Source organism: Gordonia sp. DT101 (assembly GCF_049844895.1).
Taxonomy (GTDB): Bacteria; Actinomycetota; Actinomycetes; order Mycobacteriales; family Mycobacteriaceae; genus Gordonia.
This window is the reverse complement of the sequence record NZ_JBNCLX010000001.1, coordinates 493,734-511,935: the sequence shown is the minus strand read 5'-3', so window position 1 is coordinate 511,935 and position 18,202 is coordinate 493,734. Positions and strand designations below refer to the sequence as shown.

Annotated in this window: 16 protein-coding genes and 1 pseudogene; 6 read left to right on the top strand and 11 right to left on the bottom strand. The window is 67.2% G+C overall.

Going from position 1 to position 18,202, the window contains the following annotated elements:
• Positions 1 to 4 precede the first annotated feature (4 nt).
• Both ACLQ3I_RS02495 and ACLQ3I_RS02490 read right to left on the bottom strand, forming a co-directional pair.
• Complete coding sequence (locus ACLQ3I_RS02495) at positions 5 to 430, bottom strand: acyl-CoA thioesterase (protein WP_425792085.1); 426 nt, start codon at positions 428 to 430, stop codon at positions 5 to 7.
• A 196-nt stretch (positions 431 to 626) separates the two neighbouring features.
• Positions 627 to 1,490: a hypothetical protein gene (locus tag ACLQ3I_RS02490; RefSeq protein WP_425791313.1), complete on the bottom strand. Its 864-nt coding sequence runs from the start codon at positions 1,488 to 1,490 to the stop codon at positions 627 to 629.
• A gap of 147 nt (positions 1,491 to 1,637) precedes the next feature.
• On the opposite strand from ACLQ3I_RS02490, the gene ACLQ3I_RS02485 reads away from it, so the two are divergent.
• Entirely contained in the window at positions 1,638 to 2,852 is a 1,215-nt protein-coding gene (locus ACLQ3I_RS02485; protein WP_425800696.1) for a cation:proton antiporter, read from the top strand.
• A 75-nt stretch (positions 2,853 to 2,927) separates the two neighbouring features.
• Here the strand turns inward: ACLQ3I_RS02485 and ACLQ3I_RS02480 are convergent, their stop codons facing one another.
• From ACLQ3I_RS02480 to ACLQ3I_RS02460, 5 genes are all read right to left on the bottom strand, one after another.
• Positions 2,928 to 3,251 (bottom strand): transglycosylase family protein, encoded by a 324-nt coding sequence (locus ACLQ3I_RS02480; protein WP_425791315.1) that lies wholly within the window; start codon positions 3,249 to 3,251, stop codon positions 2,928 to 2,930.
• A gap of 275 nt (positions 3,252 to 3,526) precedes the next feature.
• On the bottom strand, positions 3,527 to 4,165 hold the full coding sequence (locus ACLQ3I_RS02475) for an endonuclease (RefSeq protein WP_425800013.1): 639 nt from the start codon (positions 4,163 to 4,165) through the stop codon (positions 3,527 to 3,529).
• A 9-nt stretch (positions 4,166 to 4,174) separates the two neighbouring features.
• Positions 4,175 to 5,296, bottom strand: a complete 1,122-nt coding sequence (locus tag ACLQ3I_RS02470; RefSeq protein ID WP_425800012.1) for a hypothetical protein — start codon at positions 5,294 to 5,296, stop codon at positions 4,175 to 4,177.
• A gap of 69 nt (positions 5,297 to 5,365) precedes the next feature.
• Entirely contained in the window at positions 5,366 to 5,560 is a 195-nt protein-coding gene (locus tag ACLQ3I_RS02465; RefSeq protein WP_425791321.1) for a YbdD/YjiX family protein, read from the bottom strand.
• A complete protein-coding gene (locus ACLQ3I_RS02460) occupies positions 5,557 to 7,869 on the bottom strand; it encodes a carbon starvation CstA family protein (RefSeq protein ID WP_425800011.1) in 2,313 nt (770 codons plus the stop codon). Before ACLQ3I_RS02460 ends, ACLQ3I_RS02465 begins: the two co-directional genes overlap by 4 nt.
• A 110-nt stretch (positions 7,870 to 7,979) precedes the next feature.
• On the opposite strand from ACLQ3I_RS02460, the gene ACLQ3I_RS02455 reads away from it, so the two are divergent.
• A complete protein-coding gene (locus tag ACLQ3I_RS02455; protein ID WP_425800010.1) occupies positions 7,980 to 10,244 on the top strand; it encodes a glycoside hydrolase family 3 C-terminal domain-containing protein in 2,265 nt (754 codons plus the stop codon).
• Here the strand turns inward: ACLQ3I_RS02455 and ACLQ3I_RS02450 are convergent.
• Positions 10,241 to 11,599, bottom strand: a complete 1,359-nt coding sequence (locus ACLQ3I_RS02450) for a cytochrome P450 (RefSeq protein ID WP_425800009.1) — start codon at positions 11,597 to 11,599, stop codon at positions 10,241 to 10,243. The two genes, ACLQ3I_RS02455 and ACLQ3I_RS02450, sit on opposite strands and share 4 nt — an antisense overlap.
• A gap of 114 nt (positions 11,600 to 11,713) precedes the next feature.
• Between ACLQ3I_RS02450 and ACLQ3I_RS02445 the strand changes: the two genes are divergently transcribed.
• The 3 genes and pseudogenes from ACLQ3I_RS02445 to ACLQ3I_RS02435 form a co-directional block, all read left to right on the top strand.
• Positions 11,714 to 12,370: a TetR/AcrR family transcriptional regulator gene (locus tag ACLQ3I_RS02445; RefSeq protein ID WP_425791329.1), complete on the top strand. Its 657-nt coding sequence runs from the start codon at positions 11,714 to 11,716 to the stop codon at positions 12,368 to 12,370.
• A gap of 33 nt (positions 12,371 to 12,403) precedes the next feature.
• Positions 12,404 to 13,180: an SDR family NAD(P)-dependent oxidoreductase gene (locus ACLQ3I_RS02440; RefSeq protein WP_425791331.1), complete on the top strand. Its 777-nt coding sequence runs from the start codon at positions 12,404 to 12,406 to the stop codon at positions 13,178 to 13,180.
• 235 nt (positions 13,181 to 13,415) lie between these two features.
• Positions 13,416 to 13,496, top strand: a pseudogene (locus ACLQ3I_RS02435) (hypothetical protein); the annotation flags it as partial.
• 145 nt (positions 13,497 to 13,641) lie between these two features.
• Here ACLQ3I_RS02435 and ACLQ3I_RS02430 read toward each other — a convergent pair.
• Entirely contained in the window at positions 13,642 to 14,748 is a 1,107-nt protein-coding gene (locus ACLQ3I_RS02430) for an NADH:flavin oxidoreductase/NADH oxidase (RefSeq protein WP_425791333.1), read from the bottom strand.
• 187 nt (positions 14,749 to 14,935) lie between these two features.
• Between ACLQ3I_RS02430 and ACLQ3I_RS02425 the strand changes: the two genes are divergently transcribed.
• Positions 14,936 to 15,703: an enoyl-CoA hydratase gene (locus tag ACLQ3I_RS02425; protein WP_425800008.1), complete on the top strand. Its 768-nt coding sequence runs from the start codon at positions 14,936 to 14,938 to the stop codon at positions 15,701 to 15,703.
• 21 nt (positions 15,704 to 15,724) lie between these two features.
• Here the strand turns inward: ACLQ3I_RS02425 and ACLQ3I_RS02420 are convergent, their stop codons facing one another.
• Both ACLQ3I_RS02420 and ACLQ3I_RS02415 read right to left on the bottom strand, forming a co-directional pair.
• Entirely contained in the window at positions 15,725 to 16,867 is a 1,143-nt protein-coding gene (locus tag ACLQ3I_RS02420; RefSeq protein WP_425791336.1) for an acyl-CoA dehydrogenase family protein, read from the bottom strand.
• Positions 16,868 to 16,890: 23 nt separating this feature from the next.
• Positions 16,891 to 18,126, bottom strand: coding sequence for an acyl-CoA dehydrogenase family protein (locus ACLQ3I_RS02415; RefSeq protein WP_425800007.1), 1,236 nt, complete (start codon positions 18,124 to 18,126; stop codon positions 16,891 to 16,893).
• Positions 18,127 to 18,202 lie beyond the last annotated feature (76 nt).

Sequence of the window (18,202 nt, the reverse complement as noted above, 5' to 3'; positions counted from 1 at the left end):
CCGATCACTGCGCCGACCGTAGCGAGGCACGCCGGTCCTGTGCCTCGCGGAAGCGACGTTTCTGAACCTCCGTCCGCGGGGTGAGTTGCGGTACCTCGTGTGGCCGGCCGCTGTCGTCGGTCGCGACCATCGTGAAGTAGCAGCTGTTGGTGTGCCGTCGTTGTCCGGTACGCACATCTTCGGTATCGACCCGGATCCCGACCTCCATCGACGTGCGCCCCGTGTAGTTGACGGACGCGGTGAGGGTGAGGACCTCGCCGACCCGGATCGGTTCCCGGAAGATCACCCGGTCGACCGAGAGGGTGACCGCGTACCTCCGCGAATAGCGGCTTGCACACGCGTACGCCACCTGATCGAGCAGCTTGAGCACTGTGCCGCCGTGGACATTCCCGGCGAAGTTCGCCATGTCGGGCGTCATCAACAGCGACATCGACAGACTGATGCGCTCGGATGACTCGTCGGCGGAACCACCGACGGCCTCCGGGTCGTCGAGGGTCTCCATCGTGCGACTCCAATCGCGGGTGAGGGTGTGGTTCCAACCCTGTCACCTACCCGACGGTCAGGTCGGGTTGTTGGTGTCGTTGCCCGGAGATGCGAGGTGCCGGGATGCGAGGTGCCGGTCGCGCCTACCGGTGCGGGGGCTCGGCGAGTCCCCGTGCCATGCCGACGCCTGCGCCGATTCCGGCTCCCATCGCGGTGAACGGGGCTGCGGTCACCGCGGCCCCGATGGCGGCCCCGGCGACCGGGCCGACAACCAGGCCGGCGGGCAGGAAGGGCACACCGGCGACCAGCCCGGCGACTCCGCCGACCACTCCGCCGGCCGCGGCCAGCGGTGCGCCGACCGTCGCGGTCGCGATCGCCGCACCGGCAGTCGCGTCGCCGACGGTCGTCGCGGCGACGCGGTCCGAACGTGCGGGGTCGAGGCCCATCGAGTCACCCGCGGCCGCGACCTGGGCCTCGGCCCCCGCGGCCGCATCGTTCACCTGTCGCGTCTGTTGCGCCGGCAACCAGTCGGGCGCCGGCGCCTGGAGATCGCCGGCGCGCACGGTTCCCGGGGTCGGCGTGATCGGCTTGACCGGTGCCACCGGCCTCGGTGCGTGGAGTGAACTCAGATCGAGTGGTCCCAATGGCTGCGTCCGCTGGACCCGGGTCCCGCGGCCGTTTCGCTGATCTCCGGCCTTGGTGTCGACGTCATCCGACCGGGGGCTGACCGCTGGGCGCGGTGCGGCGGCCTCCGAGACGGCCGGTGGTGGCGAGAGGTGCGGTGCGAGCGCGGGCAGCGACGGCATGGGCACGGCGGGCATCGCGGGCAGTGTGGGAATCGACGGCATCGGCGCACGATCATGCGACGGCGGCGCGGCCGGCGCCGCCGACGCGGCCCCGGCAGCGGCGAACGCGAACACCACCGGTGCGGATCCTGCGGCGACGAATGTCGCCATGCGGCGGTGCTGGTTCGGTGCGCGGTGACGGCCTCGTGTGCGATTGCTCATGCGTTCTAACCTCCGGCTTGTCGTAGATCAGTGGTCCTTCTATCGAGCATTCGCGTGGTGCTCGTCAGCGGATTGGTCGAGATGTCGATTCGCCCGGCACGCGACGGGATCGGGCCTGAACCTCGCTGTGCCAGGATGTTCCACATGATGCTGCTGGCCGAGGCGTCGTCCGAGATGGACACGACGGCGATCGAATCGCTCTTTTGGATCGCCGCAGCGGCGGTGGCGTCACCACTGATCTCCCGGTTGACTCGGGGGTATGTGCCCGACGCGGTGGTGCTGCTCGCCGCGGGAATGGTCGTCGGGCCGAACATGCTGGGCTGGGCCGACAACGACAGTGTCGCGATCTTGAGCCAGATGGGCCTCGGACTGCTCTTCCTGTTGGCCGGCTACGAGCTGGACCCGCAATTGCTGAGCGGCAAGTCGGGGCGAGTCGCACGATTCACCTGGCTGATCGGTCTGGTGTCCGCGCTCGTCGTCGTGTCCCTGACAGTTCCGGGCGAGGGTTTCTCCACCCACATCGCCGTGGCCATCGCGCTCACCTCGACCGCGCTCGGCACACTGCTGCCGATAATCCGTGAGGCCGGTGTTCTCGACACCCCACTGGGCCGCTCGGTGATGGCGCACGGTGCGGTGGGGGAGTTGGGTCCGATCCTGGCCATGTCGCTGCTGCTGACCAGCCGAGACGTCATCGGAGCTCTGGTGGTGCTGGTGCTCTTCGGTCTGGCCGCGGTGATCATCGGCGCTGTGCCGCAACGGCTCATCGCGCGTGTGCCCGGCGTGCGACGAGCCGTGACCGTCATGCGCGGAGGCACAATTCAGTTGCCGGTGCGGATCGTCATCCTGCTACTCGTGTCACTGATGACGGTGGCGGCCGTGTTCGACCTCGACGTGGTGCTCGGGGCCTTCGCGGCCGGCCTGATCCTGCGGCGCCTCATCGGGCCCGAACAGCAAGAAGTGGGCAAGTCTCTCGAGGTGATCGGGTTCGGTGTCTTCATCCCGGTCTTCTTCGTGACGTCCGGGATGGGTATCGACGTGACGGCAGTGCTCGGACACCCGGGGATGTGGGCGGCCCTCGTCGCAGCGATCGCGGTGGCCCGAGGGCTGCCGGTGTGGCTGAGTGAGCGTTACATCGAACACGGGTCGAATCTTGAATTCGGTCACGAGCGCGCACAGCTGGCGCTCTACGCCGCGACGGGACTCCCGATCATCGTTGCGGTGACACAGGTCGCGACGGCGTCGGATCTGATGTCGATCGGGGTCGCGTCGACCCTTGTCGCGGCCGGCGCGACGACGGTCCTGCTCTTCCCGATGATGGCACGGCTGATCGGTGCCCGACATCGGAGTGACCTGACGACGTGAGCCGGGCCGAGTCGTGTCGTCATCGACACTCCTCGACCCGGCTCACGGGTCAGACGTGGAGCTCTGCTCTGAGAATCAGAGGTTGGAGCCGCACACCGGCCAGGCGCCCGGACCCTGCGAGGCGAGAACATTCTCGGCCACGCGGATCTGCTCGGCCTTCGAGGCGTTCGCGGGGCTACCGGACCCGCCGTTGGCCTCCCAGGTGCTCTGCGAGAACTGCAGACCGCCGTAGTAGCCGTTTCCGGTGTTGGTGGACCAGTTGCCACCGCTCTCGCACTGGGCGACAGCGTCCCAGTTGCCCGCCGCCGAAGCGGTGCCGGCGAATGCGGCGAGCGGGGCCAGGGACAGTGCGCCGACAACTCCGGCGCGTACAGCGAGCTTCTTCATACTCATGGTCATCGTTCCTCCTATCGCCGCCCCGTAGCGGGCTGGGCAGCTGATCTTCGGACCGGTGGCGACCGTACAAGATGGGTAACGGATAGGTCACGCCGACACGGTGACCTGCGGCATTGGGGTAACGCTCAGATAACACCTGGGGGATTCCGGTGAATTGCCTGCGCATCGCGGTGATTTGCGGCGAATCATCACTTTCCACAATCAAATCCACGGTGACGAAGAACACATCTCAACTGTGTTCTGTGTCACAGCATTTCGGCGGAAATAGGGCTTTCGGATCAGCCCAGATCCCTGCGCACGTCGTCGTCGAGAGAAGCCCGTACGAGGGCGGCCGCCAGCACGGCCGGTCGGCCGTCGGCCAGCCGAGCCAAGTCGGCGGAATCGTCGGGCAGTCCCAGGTCCGCCGTGACCGCGAGCGCTCGCTTGTCGAAGTACGGAGCGACCCACTCCCAGACCGACTGCACCTCGCGCAGGAACACGTCCGCACCGACCGGGCCGATCCCGGTGAACTCCTGTAGCAGCGCGGCGGCCCGGCCGACGTCGCCGTCGGCCGTGTCCGCCAGTGCGCGTAGATCGCCGTGATGGTCGTCGAGGACCTTCCGGCCTGCTTCGCCGAGCCGGGTGGCCGTGCTCTCGTCGTAGCGGACGTAATGACCGCGACCCAGAGCGTCGACGAGCGACTGCCACTCGGCCGCGGCCATCTTCTCCGGCGTGCGATAGCCGGCGGAGAACAGCTCGCGGGCCGCCGCGACGGCGATGTCGGCAGAGATGCGGGTGCTGAGCAGAAGCGATAGTACGAGGAGTTGGAACAGTGGTGCCGGCGTGTCCTTGAGCGTGATGCCGGCCTCGTCGGCATACGTCCGACCGGCGCGCTCGACGAGCGCGCTCGCGATCTGCTGCTGTTTCTCGGTGGCCATGGTTCCTCCTCACCGACCGGCGGACTCGCGTGAGGCCTCGATCTCTTGTTCGCGGTCCTCCTCGCGCCGGCGACGTCCGCGTTCGCGATATCCGTAGGTCGCGGCGAGGATGTCGGAGTAGCTGTCGGCGCTGGAACCGACGGCTCCGGCCACCGTGCCCATCGACGTCGCCAGCCAGGCCAGATATAGATAATTGTGGAACGCCGCGCTCTGGAGGCTCAACTCCTGCGCCAGAAAACCGGAGTCGATCACGGCGAGCGCGGCACACACCGTGGTGACGAACAGGCCGACGTACAACACTGCGGCGTTGAGCAGCACTGTCGTCGCGGTCGCCGCGTTGTAAAGCCGGGCGCGCGCCGGAGGCAGCATGCCCTTCCGTTCCCACAGCCGGTTGTTGACGATCAACCACACCGTCATCACGACCATCGACAGCAGCGACAGACCGGCGAGGCGCCACGGGCTGAGTGCATTGGCCATCGCCCAGATAGAGGAATAGAAGACGCCGAAACTGGCGGTGGCGGCGGCAGCTGCCATCAGGCCGGTCAGGGTCGGGATGAGCCTCCACGGGTGGTTGCCGCGGACCATTCCGGCAACCATCCTGGTGCGGCTCAACAACTTCCCGGAGGCCAGATACTCGAGATCGTCCCGGTCGGCCGGGAACCAACGCGCGCCGTGGACGGCGCTCCTCGCGTGCGGCGAGCGAACACGCCTGACCGCTGCGACGATCACGGGCAGCAGCCGATGGGTGACGATGCCGAGTGCCGGCAGCGACACGACCACCGTGGACCGGTTGTGGTCGACCTCAGCGATCATGCCTCGTCGCCCGTCCATACGCGGGAACTCGGTGATCACGACGACCACCGAGGCTTCATCCCCTGGGTCGCGCAGCCGCTCCGGAACGAGGAGTCCGCCGTCTGGGTTCAGCGCGAGGGTTTCGGTGTCGACCTTGAGTGAGTCGATCCCGGCACTGTCCCGCAGGCGTTCATCCAGCCGGTCGCGGATCCGGTCGACGGCAGCCGTCGGCGGGCCCGGATCGGCGACGACCCGTACCGACCACGGAGTTGTGTCAGCATGATCGGCCACGCCGTGAAGGCCCGCGTCGCCGGAGTTGTGTTCGCGGTGATCCACCATGCATCCAGTACTACCCGCCGCGACAGCGGGTCAATCCCGGATGCCGTCCACCGGTTGGCACGTCGCCGATCAGCAGCAGCGAGCGCCGGGGTTGCGGTCCTGTTCGGCGTACCGGTGCCGCCAATATTCCCGCTCGGAGAGCGGGGGCCGATCCGGGTGTGTGCGTGCGGCGTGGTCGAGATAGTGCGCATAGTCGCGGTCGCCCATCACGCTGCCGACGTACCAACTGACGGCGTCCCAACCACGACGGATGGTGGCGATCACGGCGATCTCGTCCCGCTCGACGGTGACTCGCTCGACGGTGACTCACTCGACGACTCGATCGTCGGATGGGCCGCGAGATACTCGTCCCACTCTCGCTGGATCTGTTTCTCGGCGGGCGTCGCGACGAGCCCGCGCGGTCCGAAGATATTCGACGGCACCGGTTCCTCCTCGGTGGTCGGCATGCCACCCAGCCGGAGCGCCCGGAAGCAGATGTAGGCGCCGACGACGGCGACGATCAACACCAGGACGGCGAAGATGATCGACAGGGTGCCCTGGATGAAGGTGTTCCGGATGACCGCGTCGATCTCGTCCGCGGATTTCGCCGTCTTGAACGTCGTCAGACCCTGGTCCTTCGCATCGACGAACGCGCTGTGCTGCGACCAGTATCCGATGGACGGGTTGCCGGAGAAGATCTTCTGCCACGACGCCCACATGGTGACGATCAAATCCCAGATCAGCGGTACTCCCGGGATCCAGGCCCATTTGACCTGGCCTCGTTTGAACATGACGACCGTGACGACGGTCAGTGCGACCGCCGCGAGCAACTGGTTGGCGATGCCGAACAGCGGGAACAGCGTGTTGATGCCGCCTAGTGGGTCGGTGACACCCATCAGCAGGATCGATCCCCACAGTGCGCAGACGATGACCGTGCACAGCCAGGCGCCGGGACGCCACGACGGATCCTTGAATCGCTTTGCGCCGGGCAGGTTCCCGATGCCGTCAGAGAGCATGAATCGCGCGACACGGGTGCCCGCATCGACGGTCGTCAGGATGAAGAGCGCCTCGAACATGATCGCGAAGTGGTACCAGAACGACCGCAGCGATTCGCCGCCGATCGCGTCCTGGAGCGTGTCGGCCATGCCCATCGCGAGCGTCGGGGCGCCACCGGTCTTGGACACGATCGACGACTCACCCACGCCCTCGGCGGCCTGCTGGAGATGTTCGGCGGTCGCCGGGGTACCGCCCAGGCCGAGGCCGTTGACGTAGTCCGCGGCCCCTTCGGCCGTGCCGCCGGTGACCGCCTTCGGGGCGTTCATCGCGAAATAGAGGTGTTGATCGAGGATGCACGCGGTGATCAGTGCCATGATCGCGACGAAGGACTCGGTCAGCATGCCGCCGTATCCGATGACCCTGGCCTGGCTCTCCTTTGCCAGCATCTTCGGTGTGGTGCCGGAGGCGATCAGCGAGTGGAATCCGGACAAGGCGCCACAGGCGATCGTGATGAACAGGAATGGGAACAGCGCACCCGCAAAGGCCGGGCCCTTTCCGTTCCAGGCGAAGTCACTGACCGCCGGCGCCTCCATCACCGGGCGGACCAACAGGATGCCCACGGCGAGCAGTGCGATGGTGCCGACCTTCATGAAGGTGGAGAGATAGTCGCGTGGCGCCAGCAGCAACCACACCGGCAGCACGGCGGCCGCCACTCCGTAGATGATGATGGCCCAACTGAGGAAGACCGGCGAGAGACTGAACCAGTCGTTGCCCCAGGAGGATTCGCCGACGTAGCGGCCCGCGACGATTGCACCGAGCAGCAGCACCACACCGATGATCGACACCTCGCTGACCCGACCGGGCCGGAGGTAGCGCAGGTAGACCCCCATGAACAGGGCGATGGGGATGGTCATCGCGATCGAGAACACGCCCCACGGACTATCGGCCAGGGCATTGACGACCACCAGTGCGAGGACCGCGATCAGGATGATCATGATGACGAAGACGGCGACGATGGCCGCAGTCCCGCCGAACGCGCCCAGCTCGTCGCGGGCCATCTGGCCGAGACTCCGTCCCCGACGACGGGTCGAGATGGACAGCACCAAATAGTCCTGCACGCAACCGGCGAACACTGCGCCGATGATGATCCAGATCGTGCCCGGCAGATAGCCCATCTGGGCGGCCAGCACCGGACCGACGAGGGGCCCGGCGCCGGCGATGGCCGCAAAGTGATGACCGAACAGCACCCGGCGGTCGGTCGGCATGTAGTCGCGTGCGTTGTCCAGGACCTCGGCGGGCGTTGCGTGATCGTCGCGGGGCTTGACGACCTTCATCTCGATCATCCGGGCGTAGAAACGGTACGCGATGACATACGTACAGACCGCGGCCAGGACGAACCACACCGCGTTCACGGTCTCGCCACGGACGAAGGCGACGATCGCCCAGGAGACCGCGCCGATCAACCCGATGATGGCGAACAGGATCTTCTTGCCGGTCGTCATCGGCGAGCGATCGATGATCGCCACGGGCGGCCGATCGGGATCGGTTCTGACGTACTCGAAGTTCGGGTCGTCCGCGCGTTCGTCGGTAACCGTCATCGGCGCTACCTTCCTCATCACGAGTGTGGCCCGGGTCACTATACAGCCCGTACGGGGACCCACTCGGCGGGGACATTGAATCGAGATATCGCCTCGGGCAGGCTGGCTTCATGCCCACTCAATCGCCCTCCCCGTCGCGGCCCGGTGACCATCACGCGCGAGCCGTCGAGATCGTCGCCGCCCTCTCGACGACACAGAAGGCCGCCCTCACATCGGGAGCATCGTTCTGGCACACCGTGGGATTCGCCGACCACGGTGTCGAACCGTTGATGCTCACCGACGGGCCGCACGGAATCCGCAAACAGGCGGGCGATGCCGACGCCCTCGGCATCAACGACTCGGTTCCGGCGGTCTGTTTCCCGCCGGCGGTGGCGATGGCCTCGTCGTTCGATGCTGCCGCGATCGAGCGCGTCGGGGATGCGCTCGGGATCGAGTGCGTCGCCGAACGGGTCGGGGTGATCCTCGGGCCGGGCGTCAACATCAAGCGGTCACTGCTCGGCGGGCGGAACTTCGAATACCTGTCCGAGGACCCATATCTGACGGGCCGCATCGGGGCCGCCCTGGTGCGCGGCGTGCAGGGGCATGGCATCGGGACCTCGGTCAAACATTTCGCGGTCAACAACCAGGAACACGAACGCCTCCGGGTCAGTGCGGACGTGGACGAGCGCCCGCTGCACGAGATCTATCTCAGGGCGTTCGAGCACATCGTCCGCACCGAACAGCCGTGGACGATCATGGCGTCGTACAACAAGATCAACGGTGTGTATGCGACCGAGAACACCTGGCTTCTCACCGAGACGCTGCGGGGGCGATGGGGATTCGACGGGCTGGTGGTCTCCGACTGGATGGCGGTCGACGACCGGGTGGTGGCGCTGAGCGCCGGACTCGATCTGGAGATGCCGTCGAGTGGGGACGTCGGACCGGACGCGGTGCGGGCCGCGGTGGATCGGGGCGACGTGGCTGTGGAGGTACTGGATGCCGCGGCCTGCCGGGTCGTCGAGCTGGCGTCGGCCGCAGCGGAGAACGGAGCCGACGGCGCGGCGTACGACCGCGAAGCGCACCACCGCCTGGCGCGGGAGGTGGCGAGGCGCTGTCCGGTCCTGCTGAAGAACGATGCCGTCGACGACGCCGGTCCGGTGCTGCCGCTCGCCCGATCGACGTCGGTCGCGGTGATCGGCGAGTTCGCGCGGACACCGCGCTATCAGGGCGGCGGCAGTTCGAAGATCAATCCCTTCCGCCTCGACGTCGCGCTCGATGAGATGCGGTCGCTCGCCGCCCCGGACGCAGTGTCGTTCGCACCCGGATTCGCGATCGCCGCAACGGAATCCGACGATCAGATGGTCGATGCGGCGGTCGATGCCGCCCGCCGGTCCGAGGTCGCGGTGGTCTTTCTCGGACTCGGCGACGACGACGAATCCGAAGGCTTCGACCGCACCGACTGGCGCCTGCCCGCACCGCAGCTCGAACTGCTCAGGCGGGTCCTCGAGGGGAACCCGCGGACCGTCGTGGTGCTCTCCAACGGAAGCGTGGTCGACCTCGCCGAGGTCGATGCGGCCCCTGCGGTGCTCGAGGGCTGGCTGCTCGGGCAGGCCGGTGGCGGAGCGATCGCCGACATCCTCTATGGCGTGGCCGATCCGTCCGGACGTCTCGCGGAGACGATCCCGCTCCGGCTCGCCGACAGTCCGTCGTTCCTGGACTTCCCCGGCGAACAGTTGCACGTGCGCTACGGCGAGGGGATCTTCGTCGGGTATCGGTGGTACGACGCTCGTGATCTCCCGGTCCGCTATCCGTTTGGCCACGGATTATCCTACACTACAATGGAATTCGACGACATCGAGGTGACGTCGACAACGGCGGGGCTCGAGCTCGGCGTCACGGTGTCGAATACGGGCGCTCGCGAGGGGCGGGCGGTGGCGCAGGTCTATCTCGGCCTGGACGACTCGGTGGTCGCCCGCCCGCCCCGGGAGCTGAAGGCGGTCGGGATCGCCGACCTCGAGCCGGGAGGATCGCAGCGTCTCGGACTGCGGATACCGAGATCCGAACTCGCCTATTGGGATCGGGCGGCCGACGACTGGGTCGTGGAAGGCGGCGCCTACCGGGTGGAGGTCGGCGCGTCGAGCCGCGACATCCGGGTGGTCACCGCCGTCGAGGTGCCCGGCGACGATCGCACCGCACCCGTCGGCCCGTCGTCGACGGTCGGTGAAGTGCTCGACCATCCGATCGCGGGACCCGAATTCCGTTCCCGGATCGCGGCATTGATGGGCGTCGACGAAATCGACCCGGCCATCCTGATGATGGTCTCGTCGTTCCCGATCGGCCGTATCTCGCCGATGCTGGGCCTCGACGAGGCCGCGCTCGACGAGTTGCTCGCCTAGCCCGGGGCCACGCGGCGGCGGAGAGTGACGCGGCCACCACGGCGGGGCGAGTAGGCCACGCCACGACTGTGCCACGCCTCGCCCTTGGTCGATGTCGGCTCGATGACGAAGTCCCGCAGCAGGCTTCGCAGGACGACGTCCATCTCCATGTGGGCGAATGCCGCGCCGATGCACCGGCGGGTCCCGCCACCGAACGGGAGCCACGCCTGTCCCGGTGTGTTCCCGACGAACCGGTCGGGATCGAAGCGCTCCGGGTCGGCGAACTGCCTGCTGTCGTCGTGTAGGAGGGAGATGGCGACCAGGACGTTGTAGCCCTGGGGGATTCGATAGGGGCCGAGCTCGAGGAGTTCGGTGACCACATGGCGGCCGGCCAGGTCGATGACCGGGCGGCTGCGCTGGATCTCCATGATGGTGGCCATCCGGAGCTCGCTGCCACCCTCGTCGGCCTCGTCGACCAGTGCGCGAAGGACGTCCGGATTCCGTTGTAGCCGTTCGATTGCCCAGGCCAATGTGGTCGCGGTGGTCTCATGGCCGGCCACCAGGAGCGTGAGCAACTCGTCGCCGATCTCGGCGTCGGTCATCGACGAACCGTCGTCGTAGGTGCTCTGGAGCATCAGCGCGAGGATGTCGTCGCGCTCGTCGAGCCGGGGATCCGCGCGTGCCTTCGCGATGAGCGTCGCGAGGGTGTCGACGTAGACCTGCCGGCGGGTGACGAAGTTGCGTCGTGGATCCAGACGGCCCAGGGAGAACGGGATGTCGGGGGTGGATGCGAGGCGGGAGCCGACTGTCACCAGCGGCGGGATGATGTCACGCAGCGTGTCGAGTTCGCGCCCGTCAGCGCCGAAGACCGTCCGGAGGATGACGTTGAGTGTCACGCGCATCATCGGTTCGAGGGTGGCGAATTCGGTGCCCATCCGCCAGGTCCGTGCCTCCGCGTCGAATTCCTCGGCAACCACGGCTTCGTATTGCTTGATCCTCCGTCCGTGCAGCGGGGGAGTGAGGAGTTTGCGGCGGCGGCGGTGGTCAGTGCCCTCGAGTGCGAACATCGATCCGTCGCCGAGGATGCGGCCCAAGTTCGGCTGGACGTTGGCGACCTGGTCGGTAGACGTGGTGAACAGCTGCTTGGCCATGGTCGGATCGGCGATGACGACGACCTTGCCGAACAACGGGATTCGGAGTGTGAAGGCGGGGCCGTACCGACGGGCAAAGGCGGCGAGCGTCTGGCGGCGCCGGGCCACGAACCCAAGACCCTGCACGAACGGGGGCAGGTGCGGTCCGGGTGGCAGTACCGGCGACGGGTCGGGCGATGTGCTCGAGTCGGCGACGGATCTTCCGATCGGTTGTGCGGCGACCATGTGCGAATCCCTTCCCGGGCGACGGGTGACGGCGGCTGGTACAGCGGCGTACCGGTCCGACGGTACGCTCGCGTTCCGCGTTGTCGCAAGGGGACGGGGTCGTATGGTTGGGGGGTGTCCGATGCAGCTGTGTCCGAGGCGGCCCCGACGGAGGCCGACGACGGGAGGGCGCCGACCGGCCCCGGCGGCGGGAGAGTGTCACCGCTGCGGCAACGCCTGCTCGATGCCATGGCCAGATGTCTGATGGACCGCGGATATCGGGAGACCACGGTCGCCGATGTGGTGCGGGTCGCCCGTACGTCCCGCCGGTCCTTCTATCAGGAATTCAGTGACAAACAGGCGTGTTTCGTCGACCTGCTGCAGACGACCAACGACGCCATGGTCGCGGCGATCGCCGGCGCAGTCGATCCGGCGGCCGAATGGAGAACGCAGATCCGGCAGGCGGTCGAGGTGTACGTGTCCGTCACCGACGAACATCCGGAGATCGCGTGGAGCTGGATTCGTGAGCTGCCGGCTCTCGGTGAGTCGGCGCGGCGGGTGCAGGTCGAGGCGATGGAGTCATTGATCGATGTACTGGTGCCGTTGACCGACAATCCGCAGATGCGGGCCGCGGGCATCGCCCCGATGACACGCGAGATCGGTGTGATGATCTGGGGTGGCATCCGTGAGCTCGCGGCCTCGGCGCTGGAGGAGAACCGCTCACTCCACACCATCGTCGAGCCGGCGGTCGCCGCGTGTATCGCGTTGGTGGGTGCCAACATCGAGGGTTGATCGGCCACCGAGATCCGTACTATGTTGTCGACGGTGGCGATACGGTTGGAATTGGACGGTCGACGGGCCCTGCTAACGGGGGCCGGGCAGGGCGTGGGCAGAGGGCTGGCGTTGGCCTTCGCCGAGGCGGGAGCCGAGGTGCTGGTGAACGATCTCGGCCGGGAGCGCGCAGATGCCGTCGTCGACGAGATCCGGTCCGCCGGTGGCGTCGCCACCGCGGTCCCGTTCGATGTGACCGATCACCGTGCCGTCGCCGACGCGGTCGCCGCTTCGGGGACGATCGACATCCTGGTGAACAATGCCGGCAATGCGGGTGCGGGCCCGTTCACGGTGGGTCGTCGCTTCCACGAGACCGATCCGGTCGACTGGGAGCCGTTCATCCAGGTCAATCTCTACGGCGTGATGCACTGTACGCATGCGGTGCTGCCGGACATGATCGCTCGTGGCTGGGGTCGCATCATCACCATTGTCTCCGACGCGGCGCGTACCGGCGATCGCAACAGCGCTGTGTACGCGGCGGCGAAGGCCGGCGCGGCAGGGTTCGTGCGTTCGATCGCGATGGAGGGCGGACGCCACGGGATCACGGTGAACAGCATCGCGCTCGGCACCATGCACACCCCGCTCACCGAGGCGCTCTGGGACGACCCGGACTCGCCACGAGCCAAAGCGATACTGCAGAACTACCAGATCCGCCGCCCCGGAACCGCCGACGACCTGGCACACCTCGCGGTTCTCCTTGCCGGCGATCAGGGTTCGTGGATCACCGGGCAGACCATCCCGGTCAACGGCGGGTACTCGTTCGCGCTCTGAGTGCCGGGCGGCCCCGACGATCCGGGCGGGCCGGATTCCGCGATCCGGCGGTAAATACTGTTAGACCAACAGTAATCGTGCCCGTAATGTGGTCGGCAATACCGACCGGAGTACCTGAGGAGGCGTTCGTGGCCCTCGACGACCTGTCGATGCCGCCCGATCATCGGCGTCCGGACCGGGGGCGGGGGGCCGTTCGGGTGGTGTCGCGCTCGACGATCTCGTCCACGGAGAATCCTTGGACAGCAGCGATTTCGCCGATGTCGAATCCGACGACGTCGCTGCGATCCGGTACACGTCGGGAACCGCCGGACGACCCAAGGGGGTGGTGATCACCCACCGCGGCATCATCACCAATGCGATGGACATGGGTTCATGGCGCTGCGACCGGCAAGGTCGCGAAGAAGGTGCTGAAGACCCAGGTGCTCGCCGACGTCGATGCCGTGGTCCGGGTGGGCTGACCGCTACCGCCAGGCGCCGCGGGTGTACTGGTCGGGATACGGCGCGTCCTGACGTGCGAGACCGAGTTCGTGCGCGGCGCGCAACGGCCAGGCGGCCTCACGGATGGCGGCGCGTGCGAGCAACACCGCCGCGATGTCGTCGTCCCCTGCGACCTTCTCGGCCTGGTCCGGCTGCGTGATGAGTCCGACTGCGGCGGTGTCGATTCCCGACTCGCGGTGGACCGAGCGCGCGAACTCCACCTGGTATCCGGGTCCCACCGGGATGTCGGCGTGTACATTGCCGCCGGTCGACACGTCGATCAGGTCCACACCGCGGTCACCGAGCAACCGGGCGAGCCGACCACTGTCGGCGGGGTCCCACCCGCCCTCGGTCCAGTCCGTGGCGGAGATGCGGACAAACAATGGCTTGCCGTCCGGCCACGCCTGCCGGACCGCCTCGACGACCTCGAGCACGATCCGGACGCGATTGTCGAAACTTCCGCCATAGGAGTCGTTGCGCTCGTTGGACAGTGGCGACAGGAACTGATGCAGCAGGTAGCCGTGCGCCGCATGGATCTCGACCACGTCGAAACCGGCGGCATCGGCGCGACGGGCCGCGTTCGCGAACGCCTCCACCACCTCAGCGATCTGGTCGGTGCTCAGCGCGGCCGGCGCTGCGAATCCGTCGAAGGCGATCGGCGACGGCCCGACCGTGGTCCAGCCTCCCTCGGCTGCGGGCACGCTGCCGGACTGTTCGGCGAACGGCGAATACACCGACGCCTTGCGGCCTGCATGCGCGAGTTGGACGCCGACGGTGGCGCCCTGGTCGTGCACGAAATCGGTGATCCGCCGCCACGCCCCGGCCTGTGCGTCGTTCCAGATCCCCGCGTCCTGAGCGCTGATGCGTCCGTCCGGCGTGACCGCCGCCGCTTCGCTCAGGATGAGCCCGAATCCCCCGGTGGCCCGCGCACCCAGGTGCACGAGGTGCCAGTCGGTGGGTACGCCGTCACCGGCGAAACAGCTGTACTGGCACATCGGGGCGAGCCAGATGCGGTTGGGGATCTCGAGATCGCGGATGGTCAGCGGGCGGAAGAGAGTGGGACTGGTGGTCACGTGAGACAAGAACGTCACGACCGGGACGAGAGATTCCCGGATCGCACAAACGGATTGTTCGGTGACTGACGGAGCTGGTCTGACGGGGCAGCGGGTCTGACGGGGCACTGGTCTGACGGGACACTGGTCTGACGGGGCACTGGTCTGACGGGGCACTGGGTCGAAACGCGTGTCGCCGACGCCGCCGAGCGGGGAGAGTGGAGTCATGTCCATCACCGTCACAACCGACGCTTCGATCGGTGTCATCACCCTCGACGATGCCCGCCGCCGTAATCCGCTCTCGACCGACACGATGCGGGCGATCACCGACGCGTTGCGGCAGTTCGATGCGGACCGGGATGTACGGGTGATCATCATCCGAGCACTCGGCCCGGCCTTTTCCGCCGGGCACGATCTCGGTGAACTCGTCGACCGCACCCTCGATGACGAGCGCGCTGCATTCGCGGTGTGCACCGAGCTGATGTCCGCAATCCACACGGTCCGGCAACCGGTGATCGCCGAGGTCGCCGGAATGGCCTTCGCTGCAGGCTGCCAACTGGTCGCCACCTGCGACCTCGCCGTTGCCGGTATGTCGGCGCGGTTCAGCACCCCCGGCGTGCGGATCGGCTTGTTCTGCTCGACGCCGATGGTCGCCCTGACGAGGGCGATCGGACGAAAGCGGGCGATGAAGATGCTGCTCACCGGTGATGCCGTCGACGCGGCCACCGCGGCCGACTGGGGGCTGGTCAACGACGTGGTCGACGACAGCGAACTTCCCGCGGTGGTCAGGGATCTGGCGTTGCGGATTGCTGGATCGAGTGCGTCGACGCTGGCGATCGGAAAGGCGGCGTTCTACCAGCAGGTAGACCGCGGAGAGGACGAGGCCTACCTGCTGATGCAGGAGACCATGGCAACCAACGCGATGACCTGCGACGCCCAGGAAGGGATGTCGGCCTTCCTGGAGAAACGCACACCGGTATGGACGGACTCATGACAACACACGCCCGAGTCGCGGTCAGCTCGTCGTCAGCCGCGCAAACCTAGCCACATGTGCGTCGGCCGAACCGAATTCGTACTCGATCGCGGTGAGCCGGCGGAAGAAGTGGCCGATGGCCAGCTCCTCGGTCATGCCCATGCCCCCGTGCAGCTGGACGGCGTTCTGTCCGATGAAGCGGGCCGCGCGACTGATCGTCACCTTGGCCGCCGACACCGCGGCTGCCCGCTCGGCCGGTGGCGCATCGAGCGTGAGGATCGCGTAATACTGTGCGGCCACGGCCTGTTCGAGCTCGATGTACATGTCGACCATCCGGTGCTGCAGCGCCTGGAAGCTCCCGATCGATGCTCCGAACTGCTGGCGCTGCTTGGCATATTCGACCGTGTCGTCGAGGACCTTCCGCATGGCGCCGACGGCCTCCGAGACAACTGCCGCCGTCGCCTCGTCCCACGCCCGCTCGAGGAGGGGGAGTGCCGCGTCCTCTGGACCGATGAGCGCGTCGGCGTCGAGCCGCAGGTCGGTGAAGGTGAGGTCGGCGGCCCGCCGGTCGTCGATCGTGCGGACCGTCTGCATGGCCACGCCGTCGGGCGCGTCGCCGAGGTCGACGAGGAACATCGACAGACCGTTGCGGTCGCGCACGTCACCAGAGGTCCGCGCCGTGATGATCAGGTGGTCGGCGATCGGTGCGGACGTGACCACTGCCTTGGCGCCGTTGAGGATCCAGCTGTCCCCGGACCGCTCGGCATGGGTGTCGACATGATTGAGCATTCCGCCCGAGCCGTCTTCGATTGCCGCGAGTGCCGAAACGGCCGTCCCGGCGGCGATCTTCGCTGCGACCGCGAGTGCGCGTTCGGCGCCGGTGCGTTCCAGGAGCCGGGCGCCGAGAACGACCGAATCGACGAACGGCTCGATCACGAGTGCGTATCCGAGCGCCTCGGTGACCACCATGAGTTCCTCTGGGCCGCCGTCGTCGCCGCCGACGGATTCGGGGAGGCAGGCGCCGATCACGCCGAGTTCGTCGGCGAAGGAACGCCAGATCTCGGGTTGCCAACCGGCGCCGACCTTGGCCGCATCCCGGCTCGTCGTGAGGTCGTAGCGGGCGGCCAGGAATTTGGCCAGGCCGTCGCGGAGCAGTTGCTGTTCCGGGGTGAGTGTGAAGTCCATGACGTGAGTTGCTCCGTTGCTTTCTAACCGAGTCCGAGTGCAGCCTTGGCGAGGATGTTGCGCTGGATCTCGTTGCTACCCGCGTAGATCGATCCCGCACGGTCGTTGAGGTAATGCAGCGGTGCCACCGCCTGCCAGGTCTCCCCGCTGACGTAGCCGTCAGCGGGTACCTCGTATTGTGCGATCGGCCCGCCGGGTACGGCAGCGTGTGGCTGGTAGACCCGTCCGTGTGGACCGGCCGCCTCGAGGTCGAGTTCGGTGATGTGTTGGCTGAGTTCGGTTCCCAGGATCTTCAGCATCGATGCCACCGAACCGGCGTCCCCGCCCGAGCTCATCGCGGCGAGGGCGCGGTACTCGAGCACCTCGAGGACCTTGGCCCGGATCTGTGCGTCGGCGAGTTTTGCAGCGAACGCCGGCTCCTCGATGAGCGGCACCCCGGAGGGCCCGGTCACGGTGGCTGCGCGCTCGGAGATGTGCTCGCACATCACCTGGAGTGCGGGCGCGACGGCGCCACCTCCACGTTCGAAGATGAGCAGGTACTTGGCGACGGTCCAGCCGTCATCGATGGTGCCGAGCACGTTGGCCTTCGGCACTCGTACGCCGTCGAAGAACACCTGGGCCTGGATCTGCTCGCCCGACGCCATCACCAAGGGCTGGATCTCGATACCCGGCGACCGCATGTCGATGAGCACGAAGGTGATGCCCTGCTGCTTGCGTTCCTGCCGCGACGTCCGGACCAGGCAGAAGATCCAGTTGGCCTCCGCGGCGTGGGTGGTCCAGATCTTGCTGCCGGTGACCACCAGGTCGTCGCCATCGCTGACCGCGGCCATGGACAGGGATGCGAGGTCCGAGCCGGCCTCGGGCTCGGAGTAGCCCTGACAGAAGAAGACGCTGCCGTCGAGGATGCCGGGCAGGAAGTGGTCCTTCTGTTCCTGCGTACCGAAGGCCATGATCGCGTGGGAGACCATGCGAATGCCCATGGGGGACAGGGCCGGTGCGCCGGCGAGGACTGACTCCCTGCTGAAGATGTAGTGCTGGGTGAGAGTCCAGTCGCAGCCGCCGTACTCGACGGGCCACGCCGGTGCGGCCCAGCCGCGTTCGTGCAGGATGGCCTGCCAGGCCATGGAAGCCTCGTGATCGGCATACACGCTGGTGCTCAAACGTCCCGCGGCACGCAACTCTGGCGTGAGGTTGGCTTCGAGGAACTCGCGTACCTCGTCGCGGAACGCGATGTCGGCATCCGACCACGTCATGTCCATCGAAGTGTCACCCCTGTCTGCGCTGCACCACTCCGTGGGCTCCGCCTATCAAATATATGTTCTCAGTCGAATGTAC